A 12,638-nucleotide genomic window follows, 5' to 3' on the forward strand; every position below is an offset into this window, starting at 1 on the left:
ATTTTGCGAACAAAAATATAAAATAGTTCGTTACGAATCATAGTTTTATGATTACTTTTGCACCGTTTAATAGTTTAAATACTTATGAGTGCAATAATTTTAGGAATTGAATCCTCCTGTGACGATACGTCGGCAGCCGTAATCAAGGATGGTTATTTGCTGTCAAATGTGGTATCAAGTCAAGCCGTACATGAAGCATACGGCGGAGTAGTACCCGAGTTGGCTTCACGGGCACACCAACAAAACATCGTACCGGTAGTACATGAAGCATTAAAACGTGCCGGCGTCACCAAAGAAGAGTTGAGCGCAGTAGCTTTTACTCGCGGACCGGGATTGATGGGGTCTTTGCTTGTTGGGGTCTCCTTTGCAAAAGGATTCGCTCGTTCTTTAAATATTCCAATGATTGACGTTAATCATCTGACAGGACATGTTTTAGCTCATTTTATTAAAGCAGAAGGAGAAGAGGAGCGACAACCTGTTTTCCCATTTCTCTGTTTACTAGTATCCGGAGGAAATTCACAAATCATACTGGTCAAAGCCTATAATGATATGGAGATTCTCGGACAGACTATTGACGATGCCGCAGGTGAAGCTATTGATAAATGCTCTAAAGTGATGGGACTTGGTTATCCCGGCGGACCGATCATTGACAAACTGGCTCGTCAGGGAAATCCGAAAGCTTTTACATTCAGCAAACCGCATATCCCTGGTCTGGATTACAGTTTCAGCGGATTGAAAACTTCCTTTTTATATTCATTACGCGACTGGTTAAAGGAAGATCCCGATTTCATAGAACATCACAAAGTAGACCTTGCAGCATCATTGGAGGCTACTGTAGTGGATATTCTGATGGATAAATTACGAAAAGCCTCCAAAGAATATAAGATTAATGAAATAGCTGTAGCCGGAGGAGTTTCTGCAAATAATGGATTGCGTAATGCTTTTCGGGAACATGCCGAGAAATATGGCTGGAATATTTTTATCCCTAAATTCAGTTATACAACTGATAATGCAGCCATGATCGCCATTACCGGATATTTCAAATATCTGGATAAGGACTTTTGTTCTATTGATCTTCCGGCTTATTCTCGTGTGACGTTATAATTGGGTATACCTTATTTATATATAATAGGATAAAAACTAAGAAGTATGTTTGCCGAAATAATAACCATTGGCGATGAACTGTTGATAGGACAGGTTGTCGACACTAATTCAGCCTGGATGGGGCAGGAATTAAATAAAATAGGCATTGAGGTTCTTCGTATTGTTTCAATCCGTGACCGGGAAAAGGAAATCATGGAAGCGATTGATAATGCGATGGAAAGGGTGAATATTGTTTTAGTAACCGGAGGACTCGGACCTACCAAAGACGATATCACCAAACAAACTTTATGTAAATACTTTCATACGGAACTGGTTTTCAACGAAGAAGTATTCGAAAACGTAAAACGGGTACTGGCAGGGAAAATACCTATGAATGCACTCAACAAAAGCCAGGCAATGGTTCCGAAAGATTGTACGGTGATAAATAATCCTGTAGGAAGTGCCTCTGTCAGCTGGTTCGAAAGAGATGGAAAAGTACTTGTTTCCATGCCGGGCGTTCCGCAAGAGATGACTGCCGTAATGACAGAAAGTGTATTGCCTAAGCTGCACGAGAGGTTTCAAACGGATGTGATTATGCACCAAACATTTCTCGTACAAAACTATCCGGAATCCGTATTGGCAGAAAAACTGGAACCGTGGGAGAGCACTCTGCCGGAATGTATCAAATTGGCATACTTACCTAAGCTGGGTATTATTCGTCTTAGACTGACAGGACGCGGACAAAACAGGGAGGAAGTAAAAGTTCTTCTTGAACGTGAAAAAGTAAAATTAGAGGAAATACTTGGTGAAGACATTTTCAGTGAAGAAGATACACCTTTGGAAGTTATAGTCGGCGAACTTTTAAAAAAGAAGAAATTGACCGTTTCCACCGCAGAAAGTTGTACCGGAGGCAGTATTGCCGCACGTTTGACTTCCATTGCCGGTAGTTCTGAATATTTTAACGGAAGTGTTGTAGCCTATTCCAATGAAGTAAAAATGAGACTTTTACACGTTTCCTCCGAAACATTGGAGCAACATGGGGCTGTCAGTGAAGAAACTGTGATTGAAATGGTAAAAGGTGCGATGAAAGCACTAAAAACCGATTGCGCCATTGCTACCTCAGGGATAGCAGGCCCCGGAGGTGGTACTCCCGAGAAGCCGGTGGGAACTGTTTGGATAGCCGCTGGTTATAAAAACGAAATTCGTACTTACAAACAGGAAACGAACCGCGGAAGAAGCATGAATATCGAAAGAGCAGGCAATAATGCACTATTAATGCTCCGTGATTTACTCAAATAAAAGAAAAATAGGTGCCTGGAAGTGAATTATTTTAGGAAATTCTTGTTTTATACGGATAAAAGTGCTTACTTTGCGTCCTGTTTGAAAGAAGTATAGATATAAAACTATAAAAATAAGATAGAAATGTCGAAGATTTGTCAAATTACCGGAAAGAAAGCCATGATTGGCAACAATGTTTCACACTCAAAGAGAAGAACTAAAAGAACCTTTGATTTGAACTTGTTTAACAAAAAGTTCTATTATGTAGAACAAGATTGTTGGATCAGCCTTAGCATTTGTGCTAACGGGTTGCGTATTATCAACAAAAAAGGACTGGATGCTGCGCTGACTGAAGCAGTGGCTAAAGGTTATTGTGATTGGAAAAGCATTAAAGTAATCGGCTAAACGTAGAGGAGAAAACTTACAATGGCAAAGAAAGCAAAAGGTAACAGAGTGCAAGTGATTCTGGAATGTACAGAACACAAAGATAGTGGAATGCCGGGAACATCTCGTTATATCACAACTAAGAACAGAAAGAATACTACAGAAAGACTTGAGTTGAAAAAATACAACCCGATTCTGAAGAGAGTAACAGTACACAAGGAAATTAAATAATAAAGTCGTATAACCCATGGCAAAGAAAACAGTAGCAAGTTTGCACGAAGGTTCTAAAGAAGGTCGTGCTTATACCAAGGTTATCAAAATGGTAAAATCTCCAAAAACTGGAGCATACGTTTTTGATGAACAAATGGTTCCGAACGAAAAAGTACAAGACTTTTTCAAAAAATAATCGAAATAGCATATACGCTATAACTGCAAAATCCTCTCATTGGCAAACAATGAGGGGATTTTTTATTGCTTCTTTTTTTACTTTTCCAATCCTTTGTTATATCTTTGTAGCAAATGTATTATACAAACAAGTGTAAATATGGGATTTTTTAGTTTTTTTTCAAAGGAGAAGAAGGAAACTTTAGATAAAGGATTATCTAAAACCAAAGAGAGCGTATTCAGTAAAATAGCTCGTGCTGTGGCTGGCAAGTCAAAAGTAGACGATGAAGTATTAGATAATCTGGAAGAAGTGCTGATTACATCTGACGTCGGTGTAGAAACAACTTTAAATATTATCAAGCGCATCGAAAAACGTGCTGCTGCAGATAAGTATGTAAATACTCAGGAACTGAATCTTATATTACGTGACGAAATAGCAGCTCTGCTTACTGAAAATAATTCGGATGATGTAGCTGATTTCGACATACCCATCGCAAGAAAGCCTTATGTCATTATGGTTGTGGGAGTAAATGGGGTAGGTAAAACTACGACTATTGGCAAACTAGCTTATCAATTCAAGAAAGCAGGTAAATCCGTTTATCTGGGAGCCGCCGACACTTTCCGCGCTGCAGCTGTGGAACAGCTAATGATTTGGGGAGAACGGGTAGGAGTTCCCGTAGTCAAACAGAAAATGGGAGCGGATCCCGCATCTGTGGCTTATGACACTCTTAGTTCGGCCGTTGCCAATAACGCAGACGTGGTTATTATTGATACAGCAGGTCGTCTGCATAATAAGGTAGGCTTAATGAACGAGCTGACCAAAATTAAGAATGTAATGAAAAAGGTGGTGCCTGATGCACCGGATGAAGTTTTATTGGTATTGGACGGTTCCACCGGACAAAATGCATTTGAGCAAGCCAAACAATTTACTTTGGCGACGGAAGTTACCGCTATGGCCATCACTAAGCTTGATGGAACCGCCAAAGGTGGTGTTGTGATTGGTATTTCCGATCAATTCAAGATTCCTGTTAAGTATATCGGACTAGGCGAAGGCATGGAAGACCTGCAGGTATTCCGTAAAAATGAATTCGTTGATTCCTTGTTTGGAGAAAATGCATGAAAAGAAAGACGATAGATATTATTACTTTAGGATGTTCTAAAAATCTGGTTGACTCCGAGCAGCTGATGCGTCAATTGGAGGAAGTCGGATACAGCGTAACTCATGACACTGAAAATCCGCAAGGGGAAATTGCGGTAATCAATACATGCGGGTTCATTGGTGATGCCAAAGAAGAATCCATAAATATGATTCTGGAGTTCGCTGAAAGAAAGGAAGAAGGGGATTTAAAGAAACTTTTCGTGATGGGTTGTCTTTCCGAACGCTATCTCAAGGAACTAGCTGTTGAGATACCACAGGTAGATAAATTTTATGGGAAGTTTAATTGGAAGGAGCTTTTACAGGACTTGGGAAAGGTCTATCACGATGAATTATATATTGAACGGACATTGACAACTCCCCAGCATTATGCTTACCTGAAAATTTCAGAAGGATGTGACCGTAAATGTTCTTATTGTGCTATCCCCATTATTACAGGACATCATATTTCCAAACCAATGGAAGAAATTCTGGACGAAGTACGATACTTGGTATCGCAAGGCGTGAAAGAATTTCAAGTGATCGCACAGGAATTGACTTATTATGGCATCGACCGGTATAAGAAACAAATGCTTCCGGAATTGATTGAACGTATTTCTGATATACCCGGGGTGGAATGGATTCGCTTGCATTATGCCTATCCAGCACATTTTCCAACAGATTTATTCCGGGTTATGCGCGAACGTGACAATGTATGCAAATACATGGACATTGCCCTTCAGCACATCAGTGACAATATGTTGAGGTTAATGCGCCGACAAGTGAGCAAAGAGGATACTTACCAATTGATCGAACAATTCCGTAAAGAAGTGCCGGGCATTCACCTGAGGACGACTTTGATGGTAGGACATCCCGGAGAAACAGAGGAGGACTTCGAAGATCTCAAAGAATTTGTACGTAAAGTACGTTTTGATCGGATGGGCGCTTTCGCATATTCCGAAGAAGAAGGGACCTATGCTGCAGAAACATACGAAGATTCTATCCCACAAGAGGTTAAACAAGCCCGACTTGATGAATTGATGGATATCCAACAAGGTATTTCGGCAGAGTTAAGTGCAGAAAAGATCGGTAAACAGATGAAAGTTATAATCGATCGTCTGGAAGGAGATTATTATATCGGACGGACAGAGTTTGATTCACCGGAAGTAGATCCGGAAGTATTGATTGATCGTTCAGAGAGAGAGCTTAAGATCGGACAGTTTTATCAGGTAGAAGTGGTGAATGCGGACGATTTTGATTTATATGCAAAGATTATAAATGACTATGAATAATAAGGAATTTACATCCGAACTAGCGGAAAGATTGGGATATACAATCAAAGATACTTCCGAATTGATGAATTCTTTGTTGTCCAGTATGACACAAGAATTGGAAGAAGGTAATGTGATTGCAATTCAAGGATTCGGTTCTTTTGAAGTGAAAAAGAAAGCGGAACGGATCTCAATCAACCCGGCAAGCAAACAACGCATGCTGGTTCCACCTAAATTGGTATTATCGTATAGACCTAGCAATACATTGAAAGATAAGTTTAAATAAATATTTCCCGTTATGAATGAAAGACTAACAATTCAAGACCTTACTGACTTATTGGCAGCCAAACATAGCATGACCAAGAAAGACGCCGAAGCGTTTGTTAAAGAGTTTTTTCTCTTGATAGAGCAAGCCTTGGAAAACGAAAAGACTGTAAAAATCAAAGGATTGGGAACTTTCAAACTTATTGATGTAGATAGCCGGGAAAGTGTCAATGTCAACACAGGAGAGCGTTTCCAGATAAAAAGGACATACAAAAGTCTCATTTTCTCCGGATGCAAATCTAAGGGATACGATAAATAAACCTTTTGCACACTTTGAGACTGTTGTGTTGAATGAAAATACAATTCTGGAAGATACTCCGATAGAAGAGACTGAGGAAGAAGAAACAGTAGAGGAAGCATCAGCACAGGCAGTCTTGAATGAGGTAGGTGGTGATTCTGAAACTACTGTGATAGAAGAAAATGAAGGTACTGATGATGGTCTTTCGGAAGAAGAGCCGATTCAGGAAGAGCAAATAGCCAGTCAGCCACCTGTGGAAGAGTCTATTGAAAAACCTGCTATTACTGAGGAATCTGCAATAGCACAGGAATCGACAGAACAGACGTCTCCTAAAGAGCCCGAAGAAGCCATTACAGAGACTGATATCGAAGAAAAGATAGAACAGCTGGAAGATGAAGAGGTTCCGGAAGAGGAAGTGATAATCGATGAGCAGCAAGCAGCATCTATAGAAGAAGAAAAAGAAGAGATCACTGCCGAAAAGATTATAGAGCAAGAGCTTCTAAAAGCAAATCTGCAACCTGTGACTCCCATAGTGTCTCCTGCTGAAAAAGAAATGATAAAACCGGTCCAACCGGAACAAGTATCCCAACCGGTTTCTAAAAAGACAGCCCCAGTGAAGGAAAAATCTCCTGTACCTTATTTAATAGCTGTTATTGTAGTCGTTTTGCTATTATGCGGAGGTGTCATTCTTTTTATTTATTATCCGGATTTATTTTCTTCTTCATCTGACAAGAATGCAATGGATATGCCACCTGTAACCACCCAACCCGTTCAACCGGAAGCGCAGCTTTCTGATACGATTGCACATAAGGATACTGCAAAGGCAATAACGCCTGATGTATCCAAAGTCGCTACCACGACACAACCGGTTACCCCAAAAAAGAAGAAGCTGTTCCTGTTAAAGCAGAGCCTCAAACGGTCACACAACAACCTGCTACTCCTGTCTATCTGGATTCAGCATCTTATAAGATTACAGGAACTAAGACGAAATATACAATCAAAGAAGGAGAAACTTTGACTAGGGTTTCCTTGCGTTTTTATGGTACAAAGGCAATGTGGCCATACATTGTGAAACACAATCCGAAGGTTATTAAGAACCCCAACAATGTACCGTATGGCACAACTATTGAAATACCGGAACTTACAAAAGAATAAGTAGTTATAATCCATTCACCCGACCATGCAAATCCTGTATTGGTCGGGTGAAGTGTTATGGATGTACAAAAGCGTATGAAAGTACCTTAATCTAAAGATTTCGCATTGTTTTTTAATAAAAATTAGTTGCAATCGTTAATTATATGGCGTACTTTTGGGGCAAAATAAAAAGCCTTATGACACAGGCAAGGCTTACATAAAATTAATGGGATTTAAATAATAAAATATTAAGTATTTATGGCTGAATCAATTGATATCCGCGAGCTAAATGAGCGGATTGAAAGACAAAGTGCTTTCGTTACCAATCTTACGACAGGTATGGACCAAATCATTGTTGGTCAGAAACATTTGGTTGAATCACTGCTTATCGGATTACTTTCCGATGGCCATGTCCTCTTGGAAGGTGTGCCTGGTTTGGCGAAAACTTTGGCTATTAAGACACTCGCTTCTCTGATTGATGCGAAATATAGCCGTATCCAGTTTACGCCGGACTTATTGCCTGCAGACGTTATCGGTACAATGGTTTACAGTCAGAAAGATGAATCTTTTAAAGTGCAGCGCGGACCTATTTTCGCAAACTTTGTATTAGCTGATGAAATTAACCGTGCTCCTGCAAAAGTACAAAGTGCTTTGCTGGAAGCAATGCAGGAACGTCAGGTTACTATTGGTAAAGAAACATTCATGTTACCGGAACCTTTCCTTGTATTGGCAACTCAGAATCCTATCGAACAGGAAGGTACTTATCCGCTTCCTGAAGCACAGGTTGACCGTTTCATGCTGAAAGTAGTCATTGATTATCCGAAGTTGGAAGAAGAAAAATTGATTATTCGTCAGAATATCAATGGTGAGAAGTTTAATGTGAAGCCTATTCTAAGAGCGGATGAAATTATTGAAGCACGTAAAGTTGTTCGTCAAGTTTATCTGGATGAGAAGATCGAGCGTTATATTGTAGATATTGTATTTGCAACTCGTTTCCCTGATAAATATGACCTCAAGGAACTGAAAGATATGATCGGATTCGGAGGTTCACCTCGTGCGTCTATCAATCTGGCATTAGCTGCTCGTACGTATGCATTCATCAAACGTCGCGGCTACGTTATTCCGGAAGATGTACGTGCTGTAGCACATGATGTTCTTCGCCACCGTATCGGATTGACCTACGAAGCTGAAGCTAACAACATGACTTCGGACGAAATTATCAGTAAGATTCTGAATAAGGTTGAAGTGCCCTAATTTGTAGTTATAATACAGTCAATAAGTAGTCATAAGTATCTATGCATGACTACTTAACTACCTACTAATTAACTACTGTATAAATGGAAACAAGTGAAATACTAAAAAAAGTTCGCCAAATTGAAATAAAGACACGAGGATTGTCTAACAATATCTTTGCAGGCCAGTATCATTCGGCTTTCAAGGGTAGGGGTATGTCATTTTCGGAAGTCCGTGAATATCAATTCGGTGATGATATACGTGACATAGACTGGAATGTGACTGCGCGCTTCAATAAACCTTATGTGAAAGTGTTTGAAGAAGAACGTGAACTGACAGTTATGTTAATGGTTGATGTTTCCGGAAGTTTGGAATTTGGTACGATCAAGCAGCTAAAGAAAGATATGGTGACGGAAATCGCTGCTACTCTTGCTTTCTCTGCCATCCAGAATAATGATAAAATAGGTGTGATTTTCTTTTCAGACCGGATAGAGAAGTTTATTCCTCCCAAGAAAGGACGTAAACATATCTTATATATTATCCGAGAATTGATTGATTTCCAACCGGAAAGCCGTCGCACAAATATTCGTCTTGCCTTGGAATATTTGACAAACGTAATGAAAAGACGTTGCACTGCATTTATCTTATCAGATTTTATTGACCAGGAAAGCTTTAAGAATGCGCTGACCATTGCTAACAGGAAACATGATGTAGTAGCATTGCAAGTATACGACAGGAGACTTAGTGATCTTCCTCCAGTAGGACTGATGCGAATCAAAGATGCAGAAACTGGGCATGAACAATGGATTGACACCTCTTCCAAAGCTGTACGCCGGGCACATCGCGACTGGTGGATACAAAAGCAGACTGAACTGAACGATACTTTTACCAAAAGCAACGTAGATGCTGTATCCGTCAGAACCGATCAGGATTACGTAAAGGCATTGTTGAATTTATTTGCCAAACGAAATTAATGGAATCAAAGATGAATAGAAATATTATTCTGATAGCATTATTAGGTCTATTGTTTGTCAGTAAAGCAGTAGCGCAGTCTGTTACAGTAGAAGCAAAAATTGATTCATTGCAGATACTGATCGGCGAACAGGCGAAAGTGCAATTGCAAGTAGCCATGGATGCCAAACAGCGTGCTATTTTTCCTGCTTACACTGATACGTTGGTAAGAGGTGTGGAAATTATAGAAACAGTCAAACCCGATACCCAATTCCTGAACGATCGCCAGCGGATGGTGATTACGCAGGAGTACATTATCACTTCTTTTGACTCTGCTCTATATTATCTGCCGCCAATGCCGGTTACCGTAGATGGGAAAGTGTACAACTCCAAAGCTTTGGCATTAAAAGTATATTCAATGCCGGTTGACACCTTACATCCTGACCAGTTCTTCGGACAAAAACCTGTGATGAAAGCGCCTTTCGCATGGGAAGACTGGTATGGATTGATCGCTTGCTCATTCCTGGCTTTACCTTTGCTTGGTTTACTGATTTATCTGATTGTTCGTATACGTGATAATAAGCCGATTATCCGTAAAATTAAAGTTGAACCCAAATTGCCGCCACATCAGGCTGCAATGAAAGAGATAGGAACGTATCAAGACAGAGAAGGTATGGCAGAAAGGGCAATCGAAGGAGTACTATACCGAACTAACCGATGCTATTCGTACATATATTAAGGACCGTTTCGGATTTAATGCATTGGAAATGACTTCTTCTGAAATAATCGATCAGTTATTGGAAATGAATGATAAAGAAGCCATATCAGACCTAAAACTATTGTTCCAGACTGCTGATTTAGTGAAGTTCGCGAAGCATAATCCTCAGATGAATGAAAACGATGCTAATTTGATCAATGCCATTGATTTTATCAATGAGACCAAACAACCGGAAGAGGAAAATCAGAAACCGCAACCAACGGAAATCACTATTATTGAGAAACGTTCTTTACGTGTTAAAGCTATGCTGATTTGTGGAATTGCATTGTTATCAGCAGCATTGATCGGTACCTTTATATATATAGGTCTACAGTTATACAATCTTTTTGTATAAAGGATGTATAGCTTAATACTAAATAGTAAACTGTTAAATCATAAATAAAATGGTTTTTGCCAATATTGAATATCTGTTTTTGCTATTATTGCTTATACCGTATATTGTATGGTATATCCTGAAGCGAAAGAAAAGTGAAGCAACTCTTCAAATTTCGGATGCCCGGGTATATGCACATACACCTAAAAGTTATAAGAATTATTTGTTGCATGTTCCATTTCTATTACGCTGCCTTGCTTTAGTACTGGTTATTTTGGTTCTTGCACGCCCGCAAACTACTAATAAGTGGCAGAACAGTGAGATAGAAGGAATTGATATTATGCTGGCTATCGACGTTTCTACCAGTATGCTGGCTGAAGACTTGAAGCCGAACAGACTGGAAGCTGCTAAAGACGTAGCTGCAGAGTTTATCAATGGACGTCCCAATGATAATATCGGTATTACATTATTTGCAGGAGAAACTTTTACCCAATGTCCGTTGACTGTAGACCATGCTGTATTGTTGGATATGATACATAATATCAAATGTGGTCTTATCACTGACGGTACTGCTGTCGGTATGGGTATTGCAAATGCTGTAACCCGCTTAAAAGATAGCAAAGCAAAATCCAAAGTTATTATCCTATTGACGGATGGTACTAATAATAAGGGAGATATTTCACCAATGACAGCGGCAGAAATAGCAAAAAGCTTTGGTATTCGTGTATATACCATCGGAGTAGGTACCAATGGAATGGCTCCTTATCCTTATCCAGTCGGAAATACGGTGCAATATGTAAGTATGCCGGTAGAAATTGATGAAAAGACATTGACAGAGATCGCCGGAACGACAGATGGTAACTATTTCCGGGCTACTAGCAACTCGAAGCTTAAAGAAGTATATGAAGAAATTGATAAACTGGAAAAGACTAAACTGAATGTAAAAGAGTATAGTAAGCGGGACGAAGAATATCATTGGTTTGCTTTAGCAGCTTTCCTCTGTGTCTTGTTGGAAGTACTATTACGTAATTCGGTACTCAAGAAAATTCCATAAGGATGTTTGTCAATCGTTATTTGCCAATCATAAAATAGTAAGAAGATGTTTCGATTTGGAGAACCTACATATTTATATTTATTGCTGCTATTACCTTTTTTAGCAGCTTTCTACTTGTATTCCAATTACAAGAGGAGAAAGAATATCCGACATTTCGGAGATCCGACTTTGTTGGCTCAGTTAATGCCTGACGTATCCAAATATCGTCCGGATGTAAAATTCTGGATTATTTTTGTTGCTATTGGTTTGTTCTCCGTATTACTGGCACGCCCTCAATTCGGTTCAAAACTGGAAACGGTTAAACGTAAGGGAGTAGAGGTAATTATTGCTTTGGACATTTCAAACTCCATGTTAGCGCAGGATGTACAGCCTAGCCGTTTAGAAAAAGCAAAAAGATTAATATCCAGATTAGTAGATGAGCTTGATAATGATAAGGTAGGTATGATTGTATTTGCCGGTGACGCTTTTACACAGCTGCCAATTACAAGTGACTATATTTCCGCTAAGATGTTCTTAGAATCCATTAGTCCTTCGTTGATTTCTAAACAGGGTACAGCTATTGGGGAAGCAATCAATCTGGCAGCCCGTAGTTTCACCCCGCAAGAAGGGGTAGGTCGCGCCATTATTGTCATTACTGATGGTGAAAATCATGAAGGTGGTGCAGTGGAAGCTGCCAAAGCTGCGGCAGAAAAGGGTATTCAGGTAAGTGTATTGGGAGTAGGTATGCCTGATGGCGCTCCAATACCGGTGGAAGGAACGAATGATTACCGCCGCGACCGGGAAGGTAATGTGATCGTTACCCGTTTGAATGAAGCTATGTGTCAGGAAATTGCAAAAGAAGGAAAAGGTATATATGTACGAGTAGATAATTCTAATTCAGCCCAAAAGGCCATCAATCAAGAAGTAAATAAAATGGCGAAGTCTGATGTAGAGTCGAAAGTATATACGGAGTTTAACGAACAATTCCAGGCTATTGCATGGGTTATTCTACTATTGTTATTGGCAGAAATCTTAATTCTGGATCGCAAAAATCCTTTATTTAAGAACATTCACCTGTTTTCTAATAAGAAATAGTTAT

At 39.6% G+C, this 12,638-nt stretch carries 12 protein-coding genes and 2 pseudogenes; all 14 read left to right on the forward strand.

Features of this window, described 5'->3' with window-relative positions; genetic code table 11:
- The first annotated feature begins 84 nt into the window (after positions 1 to 84).
- Positions 85 to 1,104: a tRNA (adenosine(37)-N6)-threonylcarbamoyltransferase complex transferase subunit TsaD gene (gene tsaD, locus NXX38_RS18685; protein WP_148366698.1), complete on the forward strand. Its 1,020-nt coding sequence runs from the start codon at positions 85 to 87 to the stop codon at positions 1,102 to 1,104.
- 45 nt (positions 1,105 to 1,149) lie between these two features.
- Entirely contained in the window at positions 1,150 to 2,382 is a 1,233-nt protein-coding gene (locus NXX38_RS18690) for a competence/damage-inducible protein A (RefSeq protein WP_258980654.1), read from the forward strand.
- 123 nt (positions 2,383 to 2,505) lie between these two features.
- Positions 2,506 to 2,766, forward strand: coding sequence for a 50S ribosomal protein L28 (rpmB, locus tag NXX38_RS18695; RefSeq protein ID WP_004295983.1), 261 nt, complete (start codon positions 2,506 to 2,508; stop codon positions 2,764 to 2,766).
- 21 nt (positions 2,767 to 2,787) lie between these two features.
- Entirely contained in the window at positions 2,788 to 2,976 is a 189-nt protein-coding gene (gene rpmG, locus NXX38_RS18700) for a 50S ribosomal protein L33 (protein WP_002560155.1), read from the forward strand.
- 16 nt (positions 2,977 to 2,992) lie between these two features.
- Positions 2,993 to 3,151, forward strand: a complete 159-nt coding sequence (locus NXX38_RS18705) for a DUF4295 domain-containing protein (protein ID WP_004295982.1) — start codon at positions 2,993 to 2,995, stop codon at positions 3,149 to 3,151.
- Positions 3,152 to 3,289: 138 nt separating this feature from the next.
- Entirely contained in the window at positions 3,290 to 4,249 is a 960-nt protein-coding gene (gene ftsY, locus NXX38_RS18710) for a signal recognition particle-docking protein FtsY (RefSeq protein ID WP_148366696.1), read from the forward strand.
- Positions 4,246 to 5,556 carry a 30S ribosomal protein S12 methylthiotransferase RimO gene (gene rimO / locus NXX38_RS18715; RefSeq protein WP_148366695.1) on the forward strand — a complete coding sequence of 437 codons (1,311 nt, stop codon included), beginning with the start codon at positions 4,246 to 4,248 and terminating at the stop codon, positions 5,554 to 5,556. Before ftsY ends, rimO begins: the two co-directional genes overlap by 4 nt.
- A complete protein-coding gene (locus tag NXX38_RS18720) occupies positions 5,549 to 5,821 on the forward strand; it encodes an HU family DNA-binding protein (RefSeq protein ID WP_004306073.1) in 273 nt (90 codons plus the stop codon). The genes rimO and NXX38_RS18720 overlap by 8 nt, the downstream gene beginning before the upstream one ends.
- Before the next feature lie 12 nt (positions 5,822 to 5,833).
- Positions 5,834 to 7,252 (forward strand): annotated as a pseudogene (locus tag NXX38_RS18725) (HU family DNA-binding protein).
- Positions 7,253 to 7,489: 237 nt separating this feature from the next.
- Complete coding sequence (locus tag NXX38_RS18730; RefSeq protein WP_148366693.1) at positions 7,490 to 8,485, forward strand: MoxR family ATPase; 996 nt, start codon at positions 7,490 to 7,492, stop codon at positions 8,483 to 8,485.
- A gap of 83 nt (positions 8,486 to 8,568) precedes the next feature.
- Positions 8,569 to 9,438 carry a DUF58 domain-containing protein gene (locus NXX38_RS18735; protein ID WP_148366692.1) on the forward strand — a complete coding sequence of 290 codons (870 nt, stop codon included), beginning with the start codon at positions 8,569 to 8,571 and terminating at the stop codon, positions 9,436 to 9,438.
- Positions 9,438 to 10,527 (forward strand): annotated as a pseudogene (locus tag NXX38_RS18740) (hypothetical protein). Before NXX38_RS18735 ends, NXX38_RS18740 begins: the two are co-directional and overlap by 1 nt.
- Positions 10,528 to 10,576: 49 nt before the next feature.
- A complete protein-coding gene (locus tag NXX38_RS18745) occupies positions 10,577 to 11,560 on the forward strand; it encodes a VWA domain-containing protein (protein WP_148366691.1) in 984 nt (327 codons plus the stop codon).
- Positions 11,561 to 11,605: 45 nt separating this feature from the next.
- A complete protein-coding gene (locus NXX38_RS18750) occupies positions 11,606 to 12,634 on the forward strand; it encodes a VWA domain-containing protein (protein WP_258980655.1) in 1,029 nt (342 codons plus the stop codon).
- Positions 12,635 to 12,638 lie beyond the last annotated feature (4 nt).

Source organism: Bacteroides sp. BFG-637, from assembly GCF_024793605.1.
GTDB lineage: Bacteria > Bacteroidota > Bacteroidia > Bacteroidales > Bacteroidaceae > Bacteroides > Bacteroides vicugnae.